The sequence below is a fragment of the Streptomyces panaciradicis genome, from assembly GCF_023516615.1.
Lineage (GTDB): Bacteria > Actinomycetota > Actinomycetes > Streptomycetales > Streptomycetaceae > Streptomyces > Streptomyces panaciradicis.
In genome coordinates, this window is sequence record NZ_JAMGBF010000063.1 from 68,261 (window position 1) to 94,258 (window position 25,998).

Consider the following 25,998-nt stretch of genomic DNA (forward strand, 5'->3'; position numbering starts at 1 on the left):
GGGTCAGCTCTTGACGGCCGGGGCCTTGGCCTTGGTCGCCTTGGCCGCCGGTGCGGGCACCGTCTTCCCGGCGTCGTCCGTGGCAGCGCCGGCCGCGGCGTCCACGCCCGGCTCCGCCGCCGGCTCCTCCGGCCGCACGCCCACGCCGAGCTTCTCCTTGATCTTCTTCTCGATCTCGTTGGCCAGGTCGGGGTTGTCCTTCAGGAAGTTGCGCGCGTTCTCCTTGCCCTGGCCGAGCTGGTCGCCCTCGTACGTGTACCAGGCGCCGGCCTTGCGGACGAAGCCGTGCTCCACGCCCATGTCGATCAGGCCGCCCTCGCGGCTGATGCCCTGGCCGTAGAGGATGTCGAACTCGGCCTGCTTGAAGGGCGGCGCGACCTTGTTCTTGACGACCTTGCAGCGGGTGCGGTTGCCGACCGCCTCCGTGCCGTCCTTCAGGGTCTCGATGCGGCGGATGTCGATGCGCACCGAGGCGTAGAACTTCAGCGCCCGGCCACCGGTGGTGGTCTCCGGGGAGCCGAACATCACGCCGATCTTCTCGCGGAGCTGGTTGATGAAGATGGCGGTGGTCTTGGACTGGTTGAGCGCGCTGGTGATCTTCCGCAGGGCCTGGCTCATCAGACGGGCCTGCAGACCGACGTGGCTGTCGCCCATCTCGCCCTCGATCTCCGCGCGCGGGACGAGCGCGGCGACGGAGTCGATGACGATGAGGTCGAGGGCGCCGGAGCGGACCAGCATGTCCACGATCTCCAGGGCCTGCTCGCCGTTGTCCGGCTGGGAGAGGATGAGGTTGTCGATGTCGACGCCGAGCTTCTTCGCGTACTCAGGGTCGAGGGCGTGCTCCGCGTCGACGAAGGCCACCTGGCCGCCGGCCTTCTGCGCGTTGGCCACCGCGTGCAGGGTCAGCGTGGTCTTACCGGAGGACTCCGGTCCGTAGACCTCCACCACACGGCCACGCGGCAGGCCGCCGACGCCGAGGGCGACGTCGAGCGCGGTCGACCCGGTGGGGATGACCTCGATGGGCTCGTTCGGCCGCTCGCCGAGGCGCATCACGGCGCCCTTGCCGAACTGCCGTTCAATCTGTGCGAGCGCGGCGTCCAGGGCCTTCTCGCGGTCGGTTCCTGCCATGGGTTCCACCCGATTTGCTTGAGTCGATCGCTTCACGTCAAAGACGCTAACGCCTGCCACTGACAATGCGCCCCGACGCCCGTCCGGCCTGTGGATAACTCGGGTTCTTATCCGTTGAAAACGGTTCGAATCACCCGTCGAGAGGCTCGCCGGAGCCTCCATAAGAATGGATGTTCGATTTTCGTGTCAAGCGCACCACGCGGCACCTCCGAGACTACGTCCGCGGTCCCGTGGCGGGCCGGAGACGAGCCGGGAGCGAGGCAGACGTCCGCTCCGGCGCGGCGGGAAAGGCGGACCCCGTCAGGGACGAACCGCCCTCGGGAGCACGAGAAAGGGCGGCCTCGGCCCCTGGGCAGGAGCCGGCCTCAGGCCCTTCAGGAAGAACTGCCCTCGGGCTCTTCCTCCAGCGGTGCGTCGTCCGCCCGGCGCACCCGGAGCTGTCTGGCGCGCGTGAGGAGTCCGGACCCCGGGCCTCCGCGCCGGTGCCCGTGCACCCGGGGGTCGTCCGTGACGGCGTACCGCCTCACGTACGCCCCCAGGAACGCCTGTAGCGTGGCGACCGCCGGAATGGCGATCAGCGCGCCGACCGCGCCGAGGAGCGCGGTGCCGGCGATGACCGAGCCGAAGGCGACGGCGGGGTGGATGTCGACGGTCTTCGCGGTCAGCTTGGGCTGCAGCACGTAGTTCTCGAACTGCTGGTAGACCACGACGAAGACCAGCACCCACAACGCATACCAGGGATCGACGGTGAACGCGACCAGCATCGGCAGGGCGCCCGCGAGGTAGGTGCCGATGGTCGGGATGAACTGCGAGACCAGGCCCACCCAGACGCCGAGCACGGGCGCGTACGGCACGCCCAGGATCTGCAGCAGTATGTAGTGCGCGATGCCGGAGATGAGCGCCATCAGTCCGCGCGAGTACAGGTACCCGCCGGTCTTGTCGACGGCTATCTCCCAGGCCCGCAGCACCTCGGCCTGCCGGGCGGGCGGCAGTACCGAGCAGATCGTGCGGCGCAGACGCGGCCCGTCGGCGGCGAAGTAGAACGAGAACAGCGTGACCGTCAGCAGCTGGAAGAGCCCACCGAGGACCTGGGCGGACACGTCGAGGACGCCCGTGGCGCTGTGCTGCACGTAGTTGCGCAGCCAGTCGGAGCGCAGCAGGCCCTTCTGGACGTCCACCCGCTTCAGATGGGTGTGGAAGTGCGCGTTGACCCAGTTGATGACCGAGTCGAGGTAGTTCGGGAAATCCTCGACGATCTTGATGATCTGGCCGGCCAGCATCGAGCCGAGCAGGGTGACGAAGCCCGCGGCCGCGATCATCACGGCCAGGAAGACGAGGGCGGTGGCCAGTCCCCTGCGCATGCCGCGCGCGGCCATCCAGCTCACCGCGGGCTCGATGGCGAGGGCCAGGAAGAACGCGATGAGGATGTTGATCAACAGGCCGGTGAGCTGGTGGAACGCCCAAGTGCCCAGCTGGAAGGCGGCGTACAGGGAGAGCACCAGCACCACGGCCCGCGGCAGCCAGCGCGGCATGCGCGCGCCGGGGACGGCGCCGTCGGCCGGGGGACGGTCGGGCGGCGTCGTGCCGAACGGGGAGGCATGCCGGGCGTGCGGCTCGGTCTCGTCAGTGGGTGCCACGGCTCAAGTCTCGCCCACGGGTAGGACAATCATCTCCCGCCCTGCGATCTTCGTGACCGATCAGTGCCTCTCGCGCGGAACGTTCATGACCGCGCAGACCACACGCCACACGTCCTTGGCGTCCCAGCCGGCGTCCAGTGCCTCGTGCACCGTGCGCCCGCCCAGCTCCGTCATCACGTGGTCGCGCGCGAAGGTGTCGGCGTACCCCGAGCCGAAGTGATCCGCCATCCGCTGCCAGAAGACCGTCAACCGCATGCCTCCAGTATCCCGCCCCCGGGGGTGGCCTGAGACGTGACCGCTTGCCGAGACCGCTTTCCGCCCTACGGTCTGTCGCATGTCCGAAACCGGAGCTTCCCCACTCCCCGTCACACCCCCGGCGCGCTCCCCGCTCTTCCGCGCCGAGCACTTCGTCTGGCTCACCGCGCGCGTGCTGGAACAGCGCCTCTTCGCCCACCACTTCCTGAACGGCGGCGCCGACCCGGTGGAGACCGCCCTGGACGCCTACCGCAACGAGGACGGCGGATACGGCCACGCCCTGGAGCCCGACCTGCGCGGCCCGGTCAGCCAGCCGCTGCACACCGGGCACGCCCTGCGCGTCCTGGACTCCATCGGGCGCTGCGGCGGCCAGCGCGTGGAGCGGGTGTGCCGCTACCTGACCTCCGTCTCGACGGCGGACGGCGCGCTGCCGGCGATCCATCCCAGCCAGCGGGGCTACCCCGCCGCCCCCTTCATGCCGATCGTGGACGACCCGCCGAGCGAACTGCTCGCCACCGGGCCGGTCGTCGGCCTGCTGCACCGCAACGAGGTGTGGCACGCCTGGCTGTTCCGGGCCACCGACTTCTGCTGGCAGGCGATCGATTCGCTGGAGAAGTCCCACCCCTACGAGATCGAGGCCGCCGTGGCCTTCCTGGACTCCGCTCCCGACCGCCCGCGCGCGGAGGCGGCCGCCGACCGGCTCGGCCGTCTGGTGCGCGAGCACCGGCTGGCAGCACTGGACCCGGACGACCTCGCCGCCTACCCGGTGGCGCCCGGCTACGCCCCCGGTGAGCACCACTTCCCGCACGACTACGCGAGGACGCCGAGTTCGCTCGCGCGCGCGTGGTTCACCGACGACGAGATGGAGCGCTCCCTGGACTTCCTCGCGGCGGCTCAGCAGGAGGACGGCGGCTGGCCGATCCGGTGGCGTCAGTGGGCGCCGGGCATCGCCCTGGAGGCGCGCCCCCAGGTGACGATCGAGGCACTGCGCGCCCTCCGGGCGTACGGCCGCTCCATCGGCTGACGGCCCGCGCCCCTCACCCGCCCGTGGCCTCGCACTCCTCACCCGCCCATGGCCCGCACCCCGGCGGTCACCACCACTCCCGCGGCCACCACGAGCAGGAAGGGGGCGCGCAGAACCAGCACGACAGCGGCCGCGAGAACGCCGGCCACACGCGCGTCCAGCACCAGGGCGCGCCCGTCGGCGAAGGTCTGCTGGGCGGTGAGCGCGGCCAGCAGTGCCACCGGCAGCAAGGCCGCCAGCCGCCGGACGAACGGCCGCCGCAGGGCTCCTTCGGGGACGAACAGGCCGGCAACCTTGACGGCGTAGCATCCGAGAGCCGTCAGGCCGATGGCGATCCAGGTGCTCAACGGTCCTCCCCCGTCACGTCACCGGGCGCCCGGCCGTCGCGGCGTCCCTTCAGGAGCAGGACGGCGGGAGCGGCCAGCGCGGCCACCAGGACGGGCACACCGGCGGGCAGCACGGGCAGCAGCCCGAGCCCCAGCACGACGGCGAGCCCGGCGACGGCACGCTCGGTGGCGGACCTCAGCATCGGCGCGAGCAGGGCCAGGAAGACGGCGGGTCCGGCGGCGTCCAGGCCCCACGCGTCCGTGTCCCCGATGGCCTTGGCGCCCAGGGCGCCGAGCAGGGTGGTGAGGTTCCACAGCAGGTACAGGCTGAGCCCGGTCACGGTGAACCCGATCCGGGCACCACGCCGCGTGGGCTGCGCGAGCGCGACCGCCGTCGTCTCGTCGATGACCCACTGCGCGGCGAACGGCCGCAGCAGGCGCGGAAGGGCCAGCACCTGCGACAGGCGCAGCCCGTAAAAGGCGTTGCGCACACCGAGGAAGAACGCTCCGGCGGCCGCCGTGAAGGGGCTGCCTCCGGCCGCGAGCGCTCCGACGAGCGCGAACTGGGACGCGCCGGTGAACACCAGGAGGCTGAGCACGCAGGTCTGCCCCAGGGTGAGCCCGCCGCCGGCCGAGGTCACCCCGAAGGCGAACCCGGACAGTCCGACGGCGACGCCGACTCCGAGCGCGTCCCGGACCACGGCGGCGTCCGTCTTGCCTGCGTCACCGGCTCCTGTGTCTGCGAGAGCTGTCTGTTCTGCCACGCCCCGGACGCTACGGGGACGGCGGACCTGCGTCTTGTACGTTCTTGCGCTCCCGCTGGTAGGCCCCCGGTGGAACGCCGACGATCCGTGCGAAGTGCCGGTTCAGATGCGGTTGGTCGGTGAAGCCCACGGCGACGGCCGCCTGGGCGGGCGCCGTCCCGCCGTCGAGCAGCCGCCGCGCCCGCCGCACCCGGGCGTCCGTCAGCCAGGCGTGGGGCGGCATCCCGTAGGCGTCCCGGAAGGCCCGCAGCAGCGCGAACGGACTGGTCCCGAGATCACCCGCCAGCGTCTCCAGCGTCGGCGGCTCGGCCATCCGCTCCTCCAGCACGGCACGCGCGCGTGCGGCGACCCGGGCCCCCGCCGTCCGCACGGCCCGCTGCGGCAGCGGACCGCCGTTGAGCCGCAGCAGCCGGGTGACGGCGATCCGCAGCAAGGTGTCGGCCGCCAGCGCGTTGCCCTCGTCGGCGGCCCGCAGGACCTGGTGGACGAGCCGGACCGCGTACGGGTCGTCGAGGACGGGGCTGACGAATCCCGGCGCCCCGCGGAGGGAGGTCGTCTCGGCGGCGATCTCGGCGACGACGTCAGGCGACGGGTAGACGGCCCCGTACCGCCAGCCCTCGGGCACCCCGGCCCGGCCCGTGTGCGAGGTGTCGGGATTGACCAGCGCGAGAGCCCCCGCCCCCGCGTACTGGTCGGCGCCGCGGTGGTGGAAGACCTCGACCCCGTCGGCGATGGCCGCGATGACGAAGTGCTCATGGGTGTGGCGCACGAACGTCTTGCGGACGTACCGGGCCCGCAGCAGATCGACGCCGGGCAGGTCGGCGTACCGCCAGTGCCGAGCCGCCTCCTCACCGAATTCCGCCATACAGCCGATTCTCCGCCACGCCCTCCCGGCCCGCCGAGCCGCACCCGCGCTCCCCGCCCCACTCGTCGCTCTCGCGCCGCGAACCCGCAGGTCAACCGTATTGTCAGTGGCCGGGTGCAGGATGGACGCATGGTCAGCGACGCTCAACGGGCCCTCGACGGCTTCTCCCCCGCGACCCGCGGCTGGTTCACGGGGGCCTTCTCCGCGCCCACCGCGGCCCAGGCGGGCGCGTGGAACGCCATCAGAGAGGGCTCGGACGTGCTGGTGGTCGCCCCCACCGGCTCGGGCAAGACCCTGGCCGCCTTCCTCGCCGCCCTGGACCAGCTCGCCTCCACACCCCCGCCCGCCGACCCGAGGAAGCGCTGCCGGGTCCTGTACGTGTCGCCGCTGAAGGCCCTCGCGGTGGACGTGGAGCGCAACCTCCGCAGCCCCCTCACCGGCATCCGCCACGAGTCCGTCCGCCTCGGCCTGCCCGAGCCCGAGGTGAAGGTGGGCATCCGCTCCGGCGACACCCCCGCCGCCGAGCGCCGCGCCCTGGCCACCCGCCCCCCGGACATCCTGATCACCACCCCCGAGTCCCTCTTCCTGATGCTGACGTCGTCGACCCGCGACGCGCTGACCGGTGTGGAGACGGTGATCCTGGACGAGGTGCACGCGGTGGCCGGCACCAAGCGCGGTGCCCACCTCGCGCTCTCCCTGGAGCGCCTGGACGAGCTCCTGCCCAGGCCCGCCCGCCGCATCGGCCTGTCGGCGACCGTCCGCCCGGTGGACGAGGTGGCCCGCTATCTGTCACCGCGCCGCAAGGTCGAGATCGTCCAGCCGAAGTCGGGCAAGGAGTTCGACCTGTCGGTCGTCGTCCCGGTGGAGGACCTGGGCGAGCTGGGCGGCTCACCGGTGGCCGACGGCTCGGAAGGGGCGGAGCGCCCCTCGATCTGGCCGCATGTCGAGGAGCGGATCACCGACCTCGTCCAGGCCCACCGCTCCACGATCGTGTTCGCCAACTCCCGCCGCCTCGCGGAGCGCCTGTGCAACAGGCTCAACGAGATCGCGTACGAGCGCGCCACCGGCGAACCCCTGGACGAGCACCACGCCCCGGCCGAGCTCATGGGTGGCTCGGGAGCCGCGCAGGGCGCCCCGCCGGTCATCGCGCGCGCTCACCACGGCTCGGTCTCCAAGGAGCAGCGGGCGCTGGTCGAGGAGGACCTCAAAGCGGGCCGCCTGCCCGCGGTGGTGGCGACGTCCAGCCTGGAACTGGGCATCGACATGGGCGCCGTCGACCTGGTCGTCCAGGTCGAGTCGCCCCCTTCGGTCGCCTCGGGCCTGCAGCGCGTGGGCCGCGCGGGCCACCAGGTCGGCGCGGTCAGCACCGGCGTGGTCTTCCCCAAGTACCGCGGTGACCTGGTCCAGGCGGCGGTGGTCACCGAGCGCATGCGCACCGGCTCCATCGAGTCCCTGCGGGTCCCCGCCAACCCGCTGGACGTCCTCGCCCAGCAGCTGGTCGCCATGACGGCCCTGGACACCTGGCAGGTCGACGACCTGCTGGCCACGGTCCGCCGCGCGGCCCCCTTCGCGTCCCTGCCCGAGTCGGCGTTCACCGCGGTCCTGGACATGCTCGCGGGCCGCTACCCGTCCGACGCGTTCGCCGAGCTGCGCCCGCGCGTGGTGTGGGACCGCGTCGCGGGCACCGTCACCGGCCGTCCGGGCGCCCAGCGCCTCGCCGTGACCTCGGGCGGCACCATCCCCGACCGCGGCCTCTTCGGGGTCTTCCTCGCCGGATCCGATCCCAAGAAGGGCGGTGGCCGGGTCGGCGAACTCGACGAGGAGATGGTCTACGAGTCCCGGGTCGGCGACGTGTTCACGCTCGGCACCAGCTCCTGGCGGATCGAGGACATCACCCGCGACCGCGTGCTGGTCTCCCCCGCGCCGGGCGTCCCGGGCCGGCTGCCCTTCTGGAAGGGCGACCAGCTCGGCCGCCCGCTCGAACTGGGCCGGGCGCTGGGCCAGTTCCTGCGCGAGGTCGGCTCCCTGCCCAAGGACGACGCCCGGCTGCGCCTGCTCACGGCGGGGCTGGACGCCTGGGCGGCGGACAACGTCCTGTCCTACCTGGACGAGCAGCGTGAGGCCTGCGGTCACATCCCCGACGACCGCACGATCGTGGTCGAGCGCTTCCGGGACGAGCTGGGCGACTGGCGGGTGGTCGTCCACTCCCCGTTCGGCGCGCAGGTGCACGCCCCGTGGGCGCTCGCCCTCGGCGCCAAGCTCTCCGAGCGCTACGGCATGGACGCGCAGGTCATGCACGCCGACGACGGCATCGTCCTGCGTCTGCCCGACGCCGACCTCATGGGCCTGGACCTGCTCGACCGGGAACCGACGAAGGCGGGCACCGAGTACGACGCCGACCAGGCCCCCGTGGGCGCGGCGGACGTCGTCTTCGACAAGGGCGAGGTCGACCAGATCGTCACCGACCAGGTCGGCGGATCGGCCCTGTTCGCGTCCCGGTTCCGCGAGTGCGCCGCGCGCGCGCTGCTGCTCCCGCGCCGCAATCCCGGCAAGCGCACCCCGCTCTGGCAGCAGCGCCAGCGCGCCGCGCAACTGCTGGAGGTGGCCAGCGAGTTCGGCTCGTTCCCGATCGTCCTCGAAGCCGTCCGCGAATGCCTCCAGGACGTCTTCGACGTGCCCGGCCTCGTCGAGCTGATGGGCGACCTCGAGGCCCGCAAGGTGCGTCTGGTGGAGGTCACCACCCCGGAGCCGTCCCCCTTCGCCCGTTCCCTCCTCTTCGGCTACGTCGCCCAGTTCCTGTACGAGGGGGACTCACCGCTCGCCGAGCGCCGGGCCGCCGCCCTCTCCCTGGACTCGCGTCTGCTGGCCGAACTGCTGGGCCAGGCGGAGCTGCGTGAACTCCTCGACGCCGAGGTGCTGACCGAGCTGGAGCGCGAACTCCAGTGGCTCACCGAGGACCGGCGCGTCAAGGACGCCGAGGGCATCGCCGACATCCTGCGCCTCCTCGGCCCGCTGACCGACGCGGAGCTGGCCGAGCGGGGCGCGGAGCCGCACTGGGTCCAGGAGCTGGCCTCCGCCCGGCGCGCGATCCGGGTCCGGGTCGGCGGCACCGAGCACTGGGCGGCCATCGAGGACGCCGGGCGCCTGCGCGACGCACTCGGCACCGCGCTGCCCGTCGGCGTCCCCGAGGCGTTCATGGAGCCGGTCAAGGACCCTCTGGGCGACCTGCTGGCCCGCTACGCCCGCACCCACGGCCCGTTCACGTCGGCCACGGCGGCGGCCCGTTTCGGCCTGGGCGTGGCGGTCACGGAGGGCGCGCTGCAGCGGCTCGCCGCGAACGGCCGTGTCGTACAGGGCGAGTTCCATCCCGCGGGCATCGGCCAGGAGTGGTGTGACGCGTCCGTGCTGCGCCGTCTGCGCCGCCGTTCCCTGGCGGCGCTGCGGCACGAACTGGAGCCGGTGCCCCCGGCAGCGCTCGCCCAGTTCCTCCCGCAGTGGCAGCACATCGGCAAGGGTCACGCACTGCGCGGCATCGACGGACTGGTCCGGGCGATCGAGCAGTTGCAGGGAGCTTCGGTCCCCGCCTCCGCCCTGGAGAAGCTGGTACTGCCCTCCCGCGTCGCCGGCTACACCCCGGCGATGCTCGACGAGCTCACCGCCGCCGGAGAGATCGTCTGGGCCGGCGCGGGCGCGCTGCCCGGCAAGGACGGCTGGGTCTCCCTCTACACGACGGACGCGGCCCCGCTCCTCCTGCCCCCACCCCACCCGCTGGAACTGACCGCCCTGCACCAGTCCGTGCTGGACGCCCTCTCCGGGGGCTACGGCCTGTTCTTCCGGCAGATCGCGGACCAGGTCCGCGCCACCACCCACCCCGAGGCCACCGATCCCCAACTGGCGGACGCCGTCTGGGACCTGGCCTGGTCCGGGCGCCTGACGAACGACACGCTGACCCCGATGCGCTCCCTGCTGGGTTCGGGCCGCACCGCGGGCTCCACGGCCCACCGGGCCAAGCGCACCGTCCCGCGCGGCCGCTACGGCTCCCTGACCGCCGCCGCCCGCACCGCCTCCCGGACGGGCCCGCCCACCGTCGCCGGCCGCTGGTCGCTGCTCCCCTCCCAGGAGCCCGACCCCACGGTCCGCGCCCACGCCCTCGCCCGCACTCTCCTCGACCGGCACGGCGTGGTCACCCGGGGCGCCGTCGCCGCGGAAGGCGTCGAGGGCGGCTTCTCGGCGACGTACCGCATCCTGTCCGTGTTCGAGGAGAGCGGCCAGGCCCGGCGCGGCTATGTGGTGGAGGGACTCGGCGCGGCCCAGTTCGCGATGGACGGCGCGGTGGACCGCCTCCGCGCGGTGTCCAACGCGCGCGACCGGGGCGAGGCCCTCCCGCACCCGCCCATGGACGACATGACCTGGCCCCCCGTCTCCTCCGAGATCACCGGCTTCACCGAGGACCCGGACGGCTTCCCGCCCACCCCGCCCTCGCGCGACGAGTACGTCTCGCCCCGCGACTTCGCCGATCCCGGCGCGGGCGGCCCACGCGGCGGCTCCGGCTACGTCCCGTACGCCTCGTACGGCTCCCCCGCCCCCAACCGCCGCCCGCGTCCGGCCCCCGACTCCCGAGCCGTGGTCCTGGCCGCCGCCGACCCGGCGAACGCCTACGGCGCGGCCCTGCCCTGGCCGGAACCCCCGACGGGGGCGGGCCACAAACCGGGCCGCAAGGCAGGCTCCCTGGTGGTCCTCGTCGACGGCGAGCTGACGCTGTACATGGAGCGCGGCGGCAAGACCCTGCTCGCCTGGCCGGCCGACCCCGACGGCAAGGCCACGGACGACCCCCGCCTCCAGCCGGCCGCCGAAGCCCTGGCCGGCGCGGCCCGTGCAGGCTCCCTGGGGACCGTCACGGTGGAACGCATCAACAACGCCCAGGCCCTCACCTCCCCCATCGGCGCCCTCCTGGAAGGAGCAGGCTTCATCGCGACCCCCAGAGGCCTGCGCCTGCGCGCCTAGGGCGCGCTCCGGCCCGGCCGCTTCGACGACACGAGCCGTGCAACCCTGGATCCATGCCCGAAGGAGACACCGTCTGGCAGGCCGCGAAACGCCTGCACACCGCCCTCGCGGGCAAGCCGCTGACCCGCAGCGACCTCCGCGTGCCCAAGTACGCCACGGCCGACCTGACGGGCCGGACCGTCCTGGACGTGACCGCGCGCGGCAAGCACCTCCTGACCCGGATCGAGGGCGGCCTCACCCTCCACTCGCACCTGCGGATGGACGGCGCCTGGAAGGTGTACGCGAACGGCCGGCGCTGGACCGGCGGCCCCTCGCACCAGATCCGCGTGATCCTGGGCACCGCGGACCAGACGGCCGTCGGCTACCGCCTCCCCGTGCTCGAGCTGCTGCGCACCGCCGACGAGGACCGCGCCGTGGGCCACCTCGGCCCGGACCTCCTGGGCCCGGACTGGGACCCCGAGCGGGCGCTCGCGAACGTCCTCGCCGATCCGGACCGTGCCCTGGGCGAGGCTCTGCTGGACCAGCGCAACCTCGCCGGCATCGGCAACGTGTACAAGTGCGAGCTGTGCTTCCTGCTCGGCGTCACCCCCTGGCTCCCGGTCGGCGCCCTGCCCGCCGAGCGCGCGGCGAAGCTGCCGGAGCTGGCCAAGCGGCTCCTGGAGGCCAACCGGGACCGCCCGACCCGCATGACCACGGGCCGCAGCGGCCAGGCCCTGTTCGTGTACGGCCGCGCGCCCCGCCCCTGTCTGCGCTGCGGGACGTCCATCCGCCTGGCCGACCAGGGCGACGGCTCGCGCGATCGCCCCACCTACTGGTGCCCCCACTGCCAGCCGGGCCCCGCCCCGAGCCCCCGCACCCACCGCGGAAGCCGGCCACTGACGACCAATTGACGACCCGTCAGAAACGCTCGTACCGTCCTTGCATGCCCGTAAAGGCGTACGACCTCACCGGACGGACCGCGTTCGTCACCGGGGCGGCGGCCGGCATCGGCCGCGCCTCGGCCCTGCTGCTGGCCGAGGCGGGTGCCACGGTCCACTGCGCGGACCGGGACGCGCAGGGCCTGCACGAGACGGCGACCCTGATCAAGGACGCCGGCGGCACGGCCCGTACGCACCACCTCGACGTCACCGACCGCGAACAGCTCCACCAGGCCGTCGCGGCCTGCGAGGAGCTGCACGTGATGGCGGCCATCGCCGGCATCATGCACAGCAGCCCGGTACTCGAGACGCGGGACGAGGACCTCGACCGCGTCCTGAACGTCAACTTCAAAGGCGTTCTCCACGCCTGCCAGGAGGCCGCCCGCGCGATGCTGGCCCGCCGGACCCCCGGCAGCATCGTCACCATGGCCTCCGGCGCCATCGACTCCGGCCGCCCCGGTCTGCTCTGCTACGGCGCCGCCAAGGCGGCCGTCGTCCAGCTGACGAAGACGCTGGCGAGCGAGGTCGGACAGCACGGCATCCGCGTCAACGCGGTCGCACCGGGCTGGACGCGCACGCCCATGACCGAGCGCCACGAGGCCGCGGAGCAGGCGCGGACCGAGGCGCTGATGGCGCGGCTGTCGCCGCTGGGCCGGGTGGGCGAGCCCCAGGACGTCGCCCACGCCGTGCTCTACCTCGCCTCGGACGCCTCGGCGTTCATGACGGGCCAGATCCTGCGTCCGAACGGCGGAGTGGCGATGCCGTGGTGACGGCGGCCGTCCGCCAGGCCGCCCGCCACCGGCCCGCGCGCACGGCTCCGGCGGCCCGCCCCTTGGGCACACAGTGCACCGGCAGCAGGCTCACCCCCCACCCTCCGGCCACGACCGCCCCCTCCAGCACCCCGGCGCCGGGCGCCAGCGCCAGCCGCAGCGCGGCACACCACCACAGCACCCCAAGCCCGAGCGCCACCCCCCGGCGCACTGTCGGCCGTGCCATGGATCCACCTCCAGCCCCGACGCCCGTACGACCCGCTCACCATCGGAGGGGGCGCACCGACCGCCCGCCCCCGGCACGCCGTCCTCGTCCGTCCCCTCAGCCGTTCTCCGCCTGGAACATCCAGTGATGCTTCTCCAGATCCGCCGTAATGCCGATCAGCATGTCCTGGCTGACGGGGTCCGCGTCCCCGGTGGCCGCCACCCGCTCCCGCATCCGCACGATCACCGCGCCCAGGGCGTCCACGAGGGTCCGTACCGCGTCCGTGTCCTTCATCCAGCCGTCGGGCACCGCCCCGATCCCACTGCCGGCGGCCACCGTCGCGGCACGTCCGTCGGGCGGCACGCCCAGGGCCGAGGCCCGCTCCGCCACCGTGTCGGAGTGCGTCCGCGCGGAGTCCACGACCTCGTCGAGCTGGAGATGCACGGAGCGGAAGCGCGGCCCCACCACGTTCCAGTGGACCTGCTTCGCGACGAGGGAGAGGTCCAGGAGGTCGACGAGCGCCCCCTGGAGCGCCTCGGAGACGGTCTTCAGGTCCGGGTCGGACAACGGGCTCTTCACGACGTACATCCGCGTACTCCGATTCTGTGTGCGGCCCCGAGTCCCGTCCCCCGCCTCCCCACCATGCACGAAAGCCCCGAACCGCGCCTCTCCGGATCACCCGGTGAGGCCCCGGCCGGGGCACTCGCACACTTCGTGGTGCGTCGTCAGGTCAAGCGCACATCCGCGTGAACGTCACGCGGCGACCACGTCCACCGCCTCGGCGGGCGCCTTGATGGTCACCCTTTCCGGAGGCACACCGGTCACCGACACGGAACCCAGCATCGGGCGAACCGGTGCCGGCGAGGCGGCCGCAGCGGACTGGGCCAGCTCGGCGAGGGCGAGTTCGTCGCTCACTTCCCGCATGAGTTCGGACATCCGTACGTCCAGCGCGTCGCAGATGGCGGCGAGCAGCTCGGAGGAAGCCTCCTTCTGCCCCCGCTCCACCTCGGAGAGATAGCCGAGTGAGACTCGGGCGGACGAGGAGACTTCGCGCAGAGTACGGCCCTGGCGTTGGCGCTGCCGACGCAGCACGTCACCCAGCAGGCGACGGAGCAGAATCATCGGTGGCTCCCTCCTCGGACCGCGTAGCCGCATCCTTCACGCCCCACCGTACCGCCTCGCGCCGCGGCCGTGCGGGGAGCGATGTCGTGTTCACTCAGGGCTGCAAACATCAAAACCCCCCGTTCTGTTCCGTATCCTGTGCCCGCTCATTCCCACTGTGTTCGCCCGCAAGCTCCGTCAGGAGCAGTGCGAGTACGCTCCGTACACTCTCTCTACGAATTTCCGCACGGTCGCCGTTCAACCGCAGGGCCTCCACTTTTCCGCCAGAGGCAGAACCGGATCCAGGGCCGAAGGGCCCGTCCACGGCCACGAAAACCGTGCCGACGGGCCGGCCGTCCTGCGGCTCCGGGCCCGCGACTCCGGTCGTCGCGATGCCCCAGTCGGCGCCCAGCGCCTTGCGCACACCGGCCGCCATCTGGGCCGCGACCTGCGGGTCCACCGCTCCTCGCGCCGCCAGCAGGTCGGGGTCGACCCCCAGCAGCTCGTGCTTGAGTTCGGTGGCGTACGCCGTCACCGAACCCCGGAACGCCTTGGACGCACCGGGGACGCCTGTGACGTCCGCCGCAACCAACCCACCGGTGAGCGACTCCGCGACGGCGAGGGTCTCGCCCCTCACTGTCAGTAGTCTCACCACGTCGGCGGCCTGGGAACTCACGCTTCCGTCTCCTCCAACGCGGCCTTGCGCTCGGCGATTCCCTGCCTGCGCAGCACAATGGCCTGTCTCACATAGTCGAGTCCGGTGACCACCGTCAGGACGACCGCCACACCCATGACCCAGAACCTCAGGGTGGCCAGCCATCCCGTCAGCGCCAGGATGTACATCCCGACGGCCACGCCCTGGATGAGCGTCTTGAGCTTGCCGCCGCGGCTCGCCGGGATCACGCCGTACCGGATGACCACGAAACGCAGCAGGGTGATCCCGAGTTCCCGGCCGAGGATGACGATCGTCACCCACCACGGCAGGTCGCCCAGGCCGGACAGGCAGATCAGCGCCGCGCCCATGATCGCCTTGTCGGCGATGGGGTCGGCGATCTTCCCGAAGTCGGTGACGAGGTTGTAGGTACGGGCGAGGTGGCCGTCGAACAGGTCGGTGATCATGGCGACGGCGAACGCGGCCCAGGCGACCGAGCGCCAGGCCGGGTCGTAGCCGCCGTCGGCGAGCATCAGCACGACGAAGCCGGGGACGAGCAGCAGCCGGAGCATGGTGAGCAGGTTGGCGATGTTCCACACGCTCGCCTGGTTGACGGCCGCGGCCGCGATCTTCGCGCCCCGCGGATGCTTCGTGCCGCCTTCCGCCTCGGAAGGAATGGCGTCGGCCTGCGCGGGACCCGTCTTGGAGGAACCGTTCGCCGCCGATGCCGGGACTCCGGTCATCTGCCCGCCTCCTCACTGGACCCGAGCGAGCCCGTGAGCGGCTCGGCCACCAGGTCGACACCCTCCGTACCGACCACCTTGGCCTCGACGATACGGCCGACGCTCAGACCCGCGCCGCTCGTGAGCAGCACCTGGCCGTCCGTCTCGGGCGCCTGGTGGGCGCCGCGGCCGTACACACCCTCCTCGTCCACGGACTCCACGAGGACGTGCGCGGTCTCGCCCACGCGCTCCTCGGCCCGCTGCGAGACGAGCTCCTCGGCCAGCCGGGAGATGTGCGCGAGCCGCTCGGCGACGACGTCCTCGTCCAGCTTGTTCTCGTACGTCGCCGCTTCCGTGCCCTCCTCGTCGGAGTACCCGAAGACGCCGATGGCGTCCAGCCGCGCGCCGGTGAGGAAACGCTCCAGCTCCGCCAGGTCGGCCTCGCTCTCGCCGGGGAAGCCGACGATGAAGTTGGAGCGCACGCCCGCCTGGGGCGCCTTGCTCCGGATGGTGTCGAGCAGCTCCAGGAAGCGGTCGGTGTCGCCGAAGCGGCGCATGGCGCGCAGCACGCCGGGCGCGGAGTGCTGGAAGGACAGGTCGAAGTACGGCGCGACCTTGGGGGTGGAGGTCAGGACGTCGATCAGCCCGGGGCGCATCTCGGCCGGCTGGAGGTAGCTGACGCGCACGCGCTCGATGCCGTCGACCTCGGCCAGCTCGGGCAGCAGGGACTCCAGCAGGCGGATGTCGCCGAGGTCCTTGCCGTAGGAGGTGTTGTTCTCGGAGACCAGCATGATCTCCTTGACGCCCTGCTCGGCCAGCCAGCGGGTCTCGTTCAGCACGTCGCTCGGGCGGCGGGAGATGAAGGAGCCGCGGAAGGACGGGATGGCGCAGAAGGTGCAGCGGCGGTCGCAGCCGGAGGCGAGCTTCACGGAGGCGACCGGGGAGCCGTCCAGCCGGCGGCGCAGGGGTGCCCGGGGGCCCGAGGCGGGCGCGAGGCCCTCGGGGAGGTCCGCGGGCGCGTGTCCGGGCAGGGCGACCTCGGCCGCGGAGTCCTGGCGCTCGGCGGGGCTGATCGGCAGCAGCTTGCGCCGGTCGCGCGGGGTGTGGGCGGCGTGGATGCCGCCGCTGAGGATGGTCTGCAGGCGGTCGGAGATGTCCGCGTAGTCGTCGAAGCCGAGCACGCCGTCGGCCTCGGGCAGGGCCTCGGCGAGGTCCTTGCCGTACCGCTCGGCCATGCAGCCCACCGCCACGACGGCCTGGGTTCTGCCGTGTCCCTTGAGGTCGTTGGCCTCCAGGAGGGCGTCGACGGAGTCCTTCTTGGCGGCTTCGACGAAGCCGCAGGTGTTCACGACCGCGACGTCCGCGTCCGCGGCGTCCTCGACGAGGTCCCAGCCGTCCGCCTCCAAGCGGCCTGCGAGCTCCTCCGAGTCCACCTCGTTACGGGCGCAGCCAAGGGTGACGAGTGCGACGGTACGGCGTTCAGGCATGGGCTCAAGACTACTTTGTCCCGCTGACGGTCCACGTCGAAGGGCCCGGCCGATCCCGGCCGGGCCCTTCGGTGCGCGTGTGCGGTCAGCCGACCTGGGGGTCGCCCTTGGTGTACGTCAGGCGCTCCACCGCGCCCGGCTGGAACTGGTCCTCGATCTTCTTGCCGTTGACGTAGAGCTGGATGGCTCCGGCGTCGCCGAGGACGAGGTTGATCTTCTGGCTGTCCTGGAAGGTCTTGGAGTCGCCCTGCGCGAGGAGCCCGTCGAACAGCAGCCGGCCGTTGTGGTCCTTGGCGGAGATCCAGCTCTTTCCGTCGGGGGCCGTGACGCGGACGGTCACCTTGTCCTGGGGCGCGGCGGCGATGGCGCTGTCCGAGGGGTCGGACTTCGGGGTGGCGGACTTCTTGCCGTGCGGTGTCGGCGAGGCGGACTTGCTCTGCGTGGGCGTCGATCCCTCGGCGACCTGGGCCTTGCCGCCGCCGTCGTCGCCGCCCTTGAACGCGGTGAACCCGACGAAGCCGACCACGGCGACGATCGCGGCGACCATCGCCGCGGTCCAGTTCGGGCCGCGGCGCTCGGGGCGGATGCGTTCCGCCTCGAACAGCGGGGCCGCCGGGGTCGGGGCCGGGCGGCCGCCGTGATCGGCGTCGTACTGCGCGAGCAGCGGGGCCGGATCGAGGTGGACGGCCTTGGCCAGGGTCCGGATGTGCCCGCGCGCGTAGACGGCACCACCGCAGGGGTCGAAGTCGTCCGCCTCGATGGCGTGCACGATGGCGATGCGGACCCGGGTGGCGTTGCTGACGTCGTCGACGGTCAGCCCAGCGTCGATGCGCGCCTGTTTGAGGGCGCGGCCGACGGAGAGGCGGGGCTGCTCGCGATCGTCTTCGAACGGACGCTCGTCTTCAGGGGAGTTGCCGATGGACACGGGGGCGCCTTTCGAGCGTTTTAGCCACCTGTGCTGAGGGTTCAGTCTATGGGGGGTGCGAAAGGGTGGGGCAACCGGACGGTCGAGCTTGTTAGCCCATCGGTATGGCCGGACACGCCGATGGTCGGGCACGCGTTTGTCGCTTCCCTCAACTTGACGTACGCGGAAGGGAAACGGTTGCTCAATGATCCCTTACGGGTGGGTCACGATCGGACATCGGTGGCGCACCCGATCGGGGCCTTTCTCAAGCCTCCCCGCGGATCACCGCGAGCACTCCGTCCAGTTCGTCGGCCTTCACAAGAACGTCACGAGCCTTGGACCCCTCGCTCGGCCCGACGATGCCCCTGGACTCCATGAGGTCCATGAGCCGGCCGGCCTTGGCGAAGCCGACGCGCAGCTTGCGCTGGAGCATGGACGTCGACCCGAACTGGGTGGACACCACCAGCTCGGCCGCCTGGCACAGCAGGTCGAGATCGTCGCCGATCTCCTCGTCGATCTCCTTCTTCTGCTTGGTGCCGACGGTGACGTCGTCCCGGAAGACGGGCGCCATCTGGTCCTTGCAGTGCTGGACGATCGCCGCGACCTCGTCCTCGGTCACGAACGCGCCCTGCATACGGGTCGGCTTGCTCGCGCCCATCGGCAGGAACAGGCCGTCGCCCTTGCCGATCAGCTTCTCGGCGCCGGGCTGGTCGAGGATGACGCGGGAGTCGGCGAGCGAGGAGGTGGCGAAGGCGAGCCGGGAGGGCACGTTCGCCTTGATCAGACCGGTGACGACGTCCACCGACGGCCGCTGCGTGGCGAGGACCAGGTGGATGCCGGCCGCGCGCGCGAGCTGCGTGATGCGCACGATCGCGTCCTCGACGTCGCGCGGGGCGACCATCATCAGGTCGGCGAGCTCGTCGACGATCACCAGCAGGTACGGGTAGGGCTGGAGCTCGCGCTCGCTGCCCTCCGGGGTCTTCACCTTGCCGTTGCGGACGGCCTCGTTGAAGTCGTCGATGTGCCGGTAGCCGTACGCCGCGAGGTCGTCGTAGCGCAGGTCCATCTCGCGTACGACCCACTGGAGCGCCTCGGCGGCCCGCTTGGGGTTGGTGATGATCGGCGTGATCAGGTGCGGGATGCCCTCGTAGGCCGTCAGCTCCACGCGCTTGGGGTCGACGAGGACCATGCGCACGTCCTCGGGGGTCGCGCGGACCATGACCGAGGTGATGAGGCAGTTGATGCACGACGACTTGCCGGAGCCGGTGGCTCCGGCGACGAGGACGTGCGGCATCTTCGCGAGGTTGGCCATCACGTAGCCGCCCTCGACGTCCTTGCCGAGCGCGACCAGCATCGGGTGGTCGTCCTCGGCGGCGGCCGCGAGGCGCAGCACGTCGCCGAGGTTGACCATCTCGCGGTCGGTGTTGGGGATCTCGATGCCGACGGCGGACTTGCCGGGGATCGGGCTGATGATCCGCACGTCCGGGCTGGCGACGGCGTACGCGATGTTCTTCGTCAGCGCGGTGATCCGCTCGACCTTCACGGCCGGGCCGAGCTCGACCTCGTAGCGGGTGACCGTCGGCCCGCGCGTGAAGCCGGTGACGGCGGCGTCGACCTTGAACTCCGTGAAGACGTTCGTCAGGGAGGCGACGACCGCGTCGTTGGCGGCGCTGCGCGCCTTGCCGGGGCCGCCGCGGGTGAGCAGGTCGAGCGAGGGCAGCGCGTAGGTGATGTCGCCGGACAGCTGGAGCTGCTCCGCGCGCGCGGGCAGTTCGGCGGGCGCCTCCGGCGCGGGCTTGGTGAGGTCGGCGACCTCGACCTTGAGCTTCTCCTGCCTGAGCTTCTCCTGCTTGGGGCGCGCGGCCGGGACCGGCGTCGGCGTGGGCAGCGTCTCCTCGCGGTCGCCCACGCTCACCCCCTGGGTGAGGTCGGCGACGACGGGCGAGGGCGGCATCCCGTGCATGACGGCGCCGTCGAGCGCGGCCGCGGCGGCCGCGGCGACGTCCACAGCGTCCATCTGACGGCCCATGTCGGGCTGGGGCACCGCGGAGCGCCTGGGGCGGCTCCGGCGCCGGGAGAGGGCCTCCTGCTCCGCACTGTCGGGGTCGTACGGCTCGGGGGCGGAGCCGCGGCGGCGGGTGCGGGCGGGGATCGCCTCGCGCCACTGCTCGTCGTAGCGCTCGTCGTCCTCGGTGGGCTCGCCCACGTACGGGTCGTGGACGATCCCGAGCCGCACCCCGAGCATCCGCAGCCGCTGCGGGATGGCGTTGACCGGGGTGGCGGTGACGACGAGCAGACCGAAGACCGTGAGCAGTACGAGCAGCGGTACGGCGAGCACGTCGCCCATGGTGTACGTCAGCGGGGTGGCCGCCGCCCAGCCGATGAGGCCGCCCGCGTCCCTTATGGCCTGCATGCCGTCGCTGCGGGCGGGCGAGCCGCAGGCGATGTGGACCTGGCCGAGCACGCCGATGGCGAGCGCGGACAGGCCGATGACGATACGGCCGTTGGCCTCGGGCTTCTCCGGGTGCCGGATGAAGCGCGCGGCGATGACCGCGAGCAGTATCGGCACGAGCAGGTCCAGGCGGCCGAAGGAGCCGGTCACCAGGATCTCGACGAGGTCGCCGACGGGGCCGCGCAGGTCGGCCCAGGTGCCGGCGGCGACGATCAGGGCGATGCCGAGGAGAAGGAGAGCCACGCCGTCCTTGCGGTGTGCGGGATCGAGGTTCTTCGCTCCCGTCCCTATACCCCGGAAAACGGCGCCCACGGCGTGCGCGACGCCGAGCCACAGCGCGCGCACCAGCCGGTAGATGCCCCCGGTCGGGCTCGGCGCCGGCCTCGGCGGCGGCGCGGCCTTCTTGGCGGCGGCCTTCCTGGCGGGCGCCTTCTTCGCCGGGGCCCTTTTCGCGGCGGCCTTCTTCGCCGGAGCCGCCGCCTTCTTCGCGGGCTGCTTCTTGGCAGCGGAGGGACGTGAGGCCATGGGTGTGAGGTTACCTGTGGAGACGACGACCGACACGTGTGCCCGCTGCTTCACCCGTTCGTGTCGCCCTTGACCGTGTGCGGAACTGACGCGTCCTCATCCGCAACTGCGCCTCGCGCGGGCGTCAGTTCTGCGAGGGCACCGAGGAGGTGTTTCCGGCGCCCGGCTCCAGCGCGTCCAGCGCCCGCCGCAAACCGGTGAGTTTGCGTTCGAGATGAGCCGCGGTGGCCACCGCCGCCGCGTCCGCCGAGTCGTCGTCCAGTTGCTTGGACAGCGCCTCGGCCTGCTCCTCGACGGCCGCGAGGCGCGCCGACAGCTCGGCGAGCAGGCCGGCCGGCTCCTTGGAGTCGCCGACCGCGGACTTGCCTCCGCCGCCCTCCAGCTGCAGGCGCAGCAGTGCCGCCTGCTCCCGCAGCTGGCAGTTCTTCATGTACAGCTCGACGAACACCGAGACCTTCGCGCGCAGCACCCACGGGTCGAACGGCTTGGAGATGTAGTCCACCGCACCCGCCGCGTAGCCGCGGAACGTGTGGTGCGGGCCGTGGTTGATCGCGGTGAGGAAGATGATCGGGATGTCCCGGGTCCGCTCGCGCCGCTTGATGTGCGCGGCGGTCTCGAAACCGTCCATGCCCGGCATCTGGACGTCCAGCAGAATGACCGCGAAGTCGTCCGTGAGCAGTGCCTTGAGCGCTTCCTCCCCGGACGATGCCCGCACCAGTGTCTGATCGAGCGCGGAGAGGATGGCCTCCAGCGCCAGCAGATTCTCCGGCCGGTCATCGACCAGGAGGATCTTGGCCTTCTGCACCATGGCCCGCCCTCCTCGCCCCGGATGTGCACCGGGCGCCGCCCCTGGGGACGACTCCGTTTCGCCGCCCGTCCTTGTGCCGGTCATCGTAGCCGCACCCCGCCTGTCGCCACACCCTGTCACCGCGATGTCACTGTGCACGCAGCAGAAACGGACCGGGAGACCAGAAGGTTCCCCGAATCCCGTACTTCTACACGGCGCCGGCCACACTGAGTCAGCAACTCCGTGTGAACATCGATGATTCCCGTCACTCCCCCCGCATCCACTGCTCCATCACCGTCAGCAGGTGATCGGGGTCGACCGGCTTGGTCACGTAGTCGGAGGCGCCCGACTCGATCGCCTTCTCCCGGTCGCCCTTCATCGCCTTGGCCGTCAGCGCGATGATCGGCAGGCCCGCGAACTGGGGCATCCGGCGGATCGCGGTGGTCGTCGCGTACCCGTCCATCTCGGGCATCATGATGTCCATCAGGACGACCGCTACGTCGTCGTGCTGCTCCAGGACCTCGATGCCCTCACGGCCGTTCTCGGCGTAGAGCACCGACAGACCGTGCTGCTCCAGGACGCTGGTCAGGGCGAACACGTTGCGGATGTCGTCGTCGACGATCAGCACCTTCTGCCCGCCGAAGCGGATGCCCCGGTGCACCTGCGGCTGCGGGGCCTGCTGCTCGGCCGGCCACTGCTCCGACGACGCCGAGCCCTGGCCGGCGTCGAGCGCGTGCCTGCGGCGGCGCCTGAAGAGCGCCGCGGCGCCGTTCTGGGCCTGCTGGTACGACTTCACCTCCGCCGGCGTCTCGATCTCCACGTCGGAGAGCTGGGAGAGGTCCGACGCGGCCACCAGATCGCTCGCCCCGAGGGCCGCCACGGGCTGCTGGTAGCCCTGCGGCGGCAGTTCGCTGGGGTGCAGGGGCAAATACAGCGTGAAGGTCGAACCGCGCCCCGGTTCGCTCTGCGCGTGGATCTCCCCGCCGAGCAGCTGGGCGATCTCCCGCGAGATCGACAGCCCCAGGCCCGTACCGCCGTACTTGCGGCTGGTGGTGCCGTCGGCCTGCTTGAACGCCTCGAAGATCACCCGCATCTTGCTGGCCGCGATGCCGATGCCGGTGTCGGTCACCGAGAAGGCGATCAGGCCGGCGTCCGGATCGCTGAGCGAGCCGGTCTCCAGCAGCTGCTCCCGGATGGCCATCGGCACGTCCGCTCCGGCCGGCCGGATCACCAGCTCCACGGAGCCGGAGTCGGTGAACTTCACGGCGTTCGACAGCAGGTTGCGCAGCACCTGCAGGAGGCGCTGCTCGTCCGTGTGCAGGGTGGCCGGCAGCTCAGGCGAGACCCGCACCGACAGGTCCAGGCCCTTCTCCGCGGTCAGCGGCCGGAAGGTGGCCTCCACGTAGTCGACGAGCTGGACGAGCGCGATGCGCGTCGGGGAGACGTCCATCTTGCCCGCCTCGACCTTCGACAGGTCCAGGATGTCGTTGATCAGCTGCAGCAGGTCGGAGCCGGCCCCGTGGATGGTCTCGGCGAACTCCACCTGCTTCGGCGTGAGGTTGGCGTCGGCGTTGTCGGCGAGCAGCTTGGCGAGGATCAGCAGCGAGTTCAGCGGCGTGCGCAGCTCGTGCGACATGTTGGCCAGGAACTCGCTCTTGTAGCGCATCGAGACGGCGAGCTGCTCTGCGCGCTCCTCCAGGACCTGCCGCGCCTCCTCGATCTCGGTGTTCTTCACCTCGATGTCGCGGTTCTGCTGGGCCAGCAGCTCGGCCTTCTCCTCCAGTTCGGCGTTGGACGCCTGCAGGGCCTTCTGCCGGTTCTCCAACTCCGCGGACCGCTCCCGCAGTTGCTCGGTCAGCTCCTGCGACTGCTTCAGCAGCTGCTCGGTCTTGGTGTTGACCGAGATGGTGTTGACGCTGGTCGCGATCATCTCGGCGATCTGGTTGAGGAAATCCTTCTGGATCTGCGTGAAGGGCGTGAAGGAGGCCAGCTCGATCACGCCGAGCACCTTCCCCTCGAACAGCACCGGCAGGACGATCACCTGCGCGGGCGGCGCCTCGCCGAGGCCGGAGGAGATCTTCAGGTAGCCGCTGGGGGCGTTCTCCACCAGGATCGTGCGCTTCTCCTGCGCGGCCGTCCCGATCAGCGCCTCGCCCGGCCGGAACGACGTCGGCATGGACCCCATCGAGTAGCCGTACGAGCCGAGCATGCGCAGCTCGTACTGCTCCTCGGCGTCGGTGCCGAGGTCCTGGTCCATGAGCGGCATCGAAAGGAAGAACGCGCCGTGCTGGGCGGAGACCACCGGCGTCAGCTCGCTCATGATCAGCGAGGCGACGTCCTGCAGGTCGCGTCGGCCCTGCATCAGGGCGGAGATACGGGCCAGGTTGCCCTTGAGCCAGTCCTGCTCCTTGTTGGCGATCGTGGTGTCGCGCAGGTTGGCGATCATCTTGTTGATGTAGTCCTGCAGTTCCTGGATCTCGCCGGACGCGTCGACGTCGATCTTCAGGTTCAGGTCGCCCCGGGTCACCGCGGTGGCCACGCGCGCGATGGCGCGCACCTGCCGGGTGAGGTTTCCGGCCATCTCGTTCACCGACTCGGTGAGGTCGCGCCAGGTGCCGTCGACGTCACGCACGCGTGCCTGACCGCCCAGCTGGCCCTCGGTGCCCACCTCGCGGGCGACTCGGGTGACCTCCTCGGCGAAGGACGACAGCTGGTCGACCATCGTGTTGATCGTCGTCTTCAGCTCCAGGATCTCGCCCCGGGCGTCGATGTCGATCTTCTTGGTCAGGTCGCCCTTGGCGATGGCCGTGGTGACCATGGCGATGTTGCGCACCTGACCGGTCAGGTTGGACGCCATCTGGTTCACGGACTCGGTCAGGTCCTTCCACGTGCCGGCCACGCCCGGTACGTGCGCCTGGCCGCCGAGGATGCCGTCCGTGCCCACCTCGCGGGCCACCTTGGTGACCTGGTCGGCGAACGAGCTCAGCGTCTTCACCATGGTGTTGATGGTGTCGGCGAGCTGCGCGACCTCGCCGCGCGCCTCGATGGTCACCTGACGTGTCAGGTCGCCGTTGGCGACCGCGGCGGACACCTGGGAGATGTTGCGCACCTGGATGGTCAGGTTCTTGGCCATCAGGTTCACGTTGTCGCTGAGGTCCTTCCAGATGCCCGTGACCCCGGGCACGTGCGCCTGGCCGCCCAGGATGCCCTCCGTGCCCACCTCACGGGCCACCCGGGTCACCTGCTCGGCGAACGACGACAGCTGGTCGACCATGGTGTTGACCGTCGTGACGAGTTCGAGGATCTCGCCCTTGGCGTCGACGGTGATCTTCTTCGACAGGTCGCCCTTGGCGACGGCGGTGGTGACGTCGGCGATGGAGCGCACCTGAAGGGTCAGGTTGTTCGCCATGCCGTTCACCGACTGCGTGAGGTCCTTCCAGGTGCCGGAGACGCCCTGCACCTCGGCCTGACCGCCGAGCTGGCCCTCGGTGCCCACCTCGCGGGCGACCCTGGTGACCTCCTCCGCGAACGACGACAGCTGGTCGACCATGGTGTTGACCGTCGTGACGAGTTCGAGGATCTCGCCCTTGGCGTCGACGGTGATCTTCTTCGACAGGTCGCCCTTGGCGACGGCGGTGGTGACGTCGGCGATGGAGCGCACCTGAAGGGTCAGGTTGTTCGCCATGCCGTTCACCGACTGCGTGAGGTCCTTCCAGGTGCCGGAGACGCCCTGCACCTCGGCCTGACCGCCGAGCTGGCCCTCGGTGCCCACCTCGCGGGCGACCCTGGTGACCTCCTCCGCGAACGACGACAGCTGGTCGACCATCGTGTTCAGGGTGTTCTTCAGCTCCAGGATCTCCCCGCGCGCGTCCACGGTGATCTTCTGCGACAGGTCACCCCGGGCCACCGCGGTGGCCACCTGCGCGATGTTGCGCACCTGGGCGGTGAGGTTGCCCGCCATGCCGTTCACGGAGTCCGTCAGGTCCCGCCACACGCCGGCCACGCCGGGCACCTGCGCCTGACCGCCGAGGCGGCCCTCGGTGCCCACCTCGCGGGCCACCCGGGTCACCTGGTCGGCGAACCCGGAGAGCTGGTCGACCATCGTGTTGATGGTGTTCTTCAGCTCCAGGATCTCCCCGCGCGCGTCCACGTCGATCTTCTGCGACAGGTCGCCCTGGGCCACCGCGGTGGTGACCTGGGCGATGTTGCGCACCTGCGCGGTGAGGTTGCCCGCCATCCCGTTGACGGAGTCGGTGAGCTCCTTCCACGTACCGGCCACGCCCGGCACGTCCGCCTGACCGCCCAGGCGGCCCTCGGTGCCCACGTCCCGGGCCATCCGGGTCACCTGGTCGGCGAAGGCCGACAGCTGGTCCACCATCGTGTTCACGGTGTTCTTCAGCTGGAGCATCTCGCCGGAGACGTCCACGGTGACCTTCTGGGAGAGGTCGCCGTTGGCCACGGCCGTCGTCACCT

General features: G+C 71.5%; 20 protein-coding genes. 4 read left to right on the forward strand and 16 right to left on the reverse strand.

What is annotated here, in order from left to right; all coding sequences use genetic code 11:
* Positions 1 to 3 precede the first annotated feature (3 nt).
* From recA to M8J74_RS22055, 3 genes are all read right to left on the reverse strand, one after another.
* Positions 4 to 1,128: a recombinase RecA gene (recA, locus tag M8J74_RS22045; protein ID WP_249838093.1), complete on the reverse strand. Its 1,125-nt coding sequence runs from the start codon at positions 1,126 to 1,128 to the stop codon at positions 4 to 6.
* A gap of 374 nt (positions 1,129 to 1,502) precedes the next feature.
* Positions 1,503 to 2,765, reverse strand: a complete 1,263-nt coding sequence (locus M8J74_RS22050) for an AI-2E family transporter (RefSeq protein WP_249838094.1) — start codon at positions 2,763 to 2,765, stop codon at positions 1,503 to 1,505.
* Between the two features lie 60 nt (positions 2,766 to 2,825).
* A complete protein-coding gene (locus M8J74_RS22055) occupies positions 2,826 to 3,020 on the reverse strand; it encodes a DUF3046 domain-containing protein (RefSeq protein WP_058922579.1) in 195 nt (64 codons plus the stop codon).
* Positions 3,021 to 3,099: 79 nt separating this feature from the next.
* Here M8J74_RS22055 and M8J74_RS22060 point away from each other — a divergent pair, with 79 nt between their 5' ends.
* A complete protein-coding gene (locus tag M8J74_RS22060) occupies positions 3,100 to 4,044 on the forward strand; it encodes a hypothetical protein (protein ID WP_249838095.1) in 945 nt (314 codons plus the stop codon).
* A gap of 38 nt (positions 4,045 to 4,082) precedes the next feature.
* Here M8J74_RS22060 and M8J74_RS22065 read toward each other — a convergent pair whose 3' ends face one another.
* Genes M8J74_RS22065 through M8J74_RS22075 form a run of 3 tightly spaced genes read right to left on the reverse strand, consistent with a single transcriptional unit; the run spans position 4,083 to position 5,999 of the window.
* Positions 4,083 to 4,391, reverse strand: a complete 309-nt coding sequence (locus M8J74_RS22065; RefSeq protein WP_058922581.1) for an AzlD domain-containing protein — start codon at positions 4,389 to 4,391, stop codon at positions 4,083 to 4,085.
* Entirely contained in the window at positions 4,388 to 5,134 is a 747-nt protein-coding gene (locus M8J74_RS22070; RefSeq protein WP_249838096.1) for an AzlC family ABC transporter permease, read from the reverse strand. The genes M8J74_RS22065 and M8J74_RS22070 overlap by 4 nt, the downstream gene beginning before the upstream one ends.
* Positions 5,135 to 5,144: 10 nt before the next feature.
* Positions 5,145 to 5,999, reverse strand: coding sequence for an AraC family transcriptional regulator (locus tag M8J74_RS22075; protein ID WP_249838097.1), 855 nt, complete (start codon positions 5,997 to 5,999; stop codon positions 5,145 to 5,147).
* Positions 6,000 to 6,128: 129 nt separating this feature from the next.
* Here M8J74_RS22075 and M8J74_RS22080 point away from each other — a divergent pair, with 129 nt between their 5' ends.
* The 3 genes from M8J74_RS22080 to M8J74_RS22090 are packed head-to-tail and all read left to right on the forward strand — an operon-like array spanning position 6,129 to position 12,690.
* Positions 6,129 to 11,003, forward strand: a complete 4,875-nt coding sequence (locus M8J74_RS22080) for an ATP-dependent helicase (protein ID WP_249838098.1) — start codon at positions 6,129 to 6,131, stop codon at positions 11,001 to 11,003.
* 53 nt (positions 11,004 to 11,056) lie between these two features.
* Positions 11,057 to 11,893 carry an Fpg/Nei family DNA glycosylase gene (locus M8J74_RS22085; protein WP_249838099.1) on the forward strand — a complete coding sequence of 279 codons (837 nt, stop codon included), beginning with the start codon at positions 11,057 to 11,059 and terminating at the stop codon, positions 11,891 to 11,893.
* Between the two features lie 32 nt (positions 11,894 to 11,925).
* On the forward strand, positions 11,926 to 12,690 hold the full coding sequence (locus M8J74_RS22090; RefSeq protein ID WP_249838100.1) for an SDR family NAD(P)-dependent oxidoreductase: 765 nt from the start codon (positions 11,926 to 11,928) through the stop codon (positions 12,688 to 12,690).
* Here the strand turns inward: M8J74_RS22090 and M8J74_RS22095 are convergent.
* The 10 genes from M8J74_RS22095 to M8J74_RS22140 form a co-directional block, all read right to left on the reverse strand.
* The gene (locus tag M8J74_RS22095; protein WP_249838101.1) at positions 12,638 to 12,916 is read right to left on the reverse strand and encodes a hypothetical protein; all 279 of its coding nucleotides are present in this window, start codon (positions 12,914 to 12,916) and stop codon (positions 12,638 to 12,640) included. The two genes, M8J74_RS22090 and M8J74_RS22095, sit on opposite strands and share 53 nt — an antisense overlap.
* Positions 12,917 to 13,012: 96 nt before the next feature.
* Entirely contained in the window at positions 13,013 to 13,483 is a 471-nt protein-coding gene (locus M8J74_RS22100; protein ID WP_249838102.1) for a Dps family protein, read from the reverse strand.
* 165 nt (positions 13,484 to 13,648) lie between these two features.
* Positions 13,649 to 14,017 (reverse strand): helix-turn-helix domain-containing protein, encoded by a 369-nt coding sequence (locus M8J74_RS22105; RefSeq protein ID WP_058922588.1) that lies wholly within the window; start codon positions 14,015 to 14,017, stop codon positions 13,649 to 13,651.
* Positions 14,018 to 14,126: 109 nt separating this feature from the next.
* Positions 14,127 to 14,672, reverse strand: a complete 546-nt coding sequence (locus M8J74_RS22110; RefSeq protein WP_249838103.1) for a CinA family protein — start codon at positions 14,670 to 14,672, stop codon at positions 14,127 to 14,129.
* Positions 14,669 to 15,391 (reverse strand): CDP-diacylglycerol--glycerol-3-phosphate 3-phosphatidyltransferase, encoded by a 723-nt coding sequence (gene pgsA / locus M8J74_RS22115; protein ID WP_249838104.1) that lies wholly within the window; start codon positions 15,389 to 15,391, stop codon positions 14,669 to 14,671. The genes M8J74_RS22110 and pgsA overlap by 4 nt, the downstream gene beginning before the upstream one ends.
* Positions 15,388 to 16,857, reverse strand: a complete 1,470-nt coding sequence (gene rimO / locus M8J74_RS22120) for a 30S ribosomal protein S12 methylthiotransferase RimO (protein ID WP_249838105.1) — start codon at positions 16,855 to 16,857, stop codon at positions 15,388 to 15,390. Before rimO ends, pgsA begins: the two co-directional genes overlap by 4 nt.
* Before the next feature lie 85 nt (positions 16,858 to 16,942).
* Entirely contained in the window at positions 16,943 to 17,782 is an 840-nt protein-coding gene (locus M8J74_RS22125; protein WP_058922592.1) for a helix-turn-helix domain-containing protein, read from the reverse strand.
* A gap of 244 nt (positions 17,783 to 18,026) precedes the next feature.
* Complete coding sequence (locus tag M8J74_RS22130) at positions 18,027 to 20,738, reverse strand: DNA translocase FtsK (RefSeq protein WP_249838106.1); 2,712 nt, start codon at positions 20,736 to 20,738, stop codon at positions 18,027 to 18,029.
* A gap of 124 nt (positions 20,739 to 20,862) precedes the next feature.
* Positions 20,863 to 21,546, reverse strand: a complete 684-nt coding sequence (locus M8J74_RS22135) for a response regulator (RefSeq protein ID WP_058922594.1) — start codon at positions 21,544 to 21,546, stop codon at positions 20,863 to 20,865.
* 244 nt (positions 21,547 to 21,790) lie between these two features.
* Positions 21,791 to 25,998 (reverse strand): HAMP domain-containing hybrid sensor histidine kinase/response regulator (locus tag M8J74_RS22140; protein ID WP_249838107.1); only part of this gene is annotated, 4,208 nt, incomplete at its 5' end.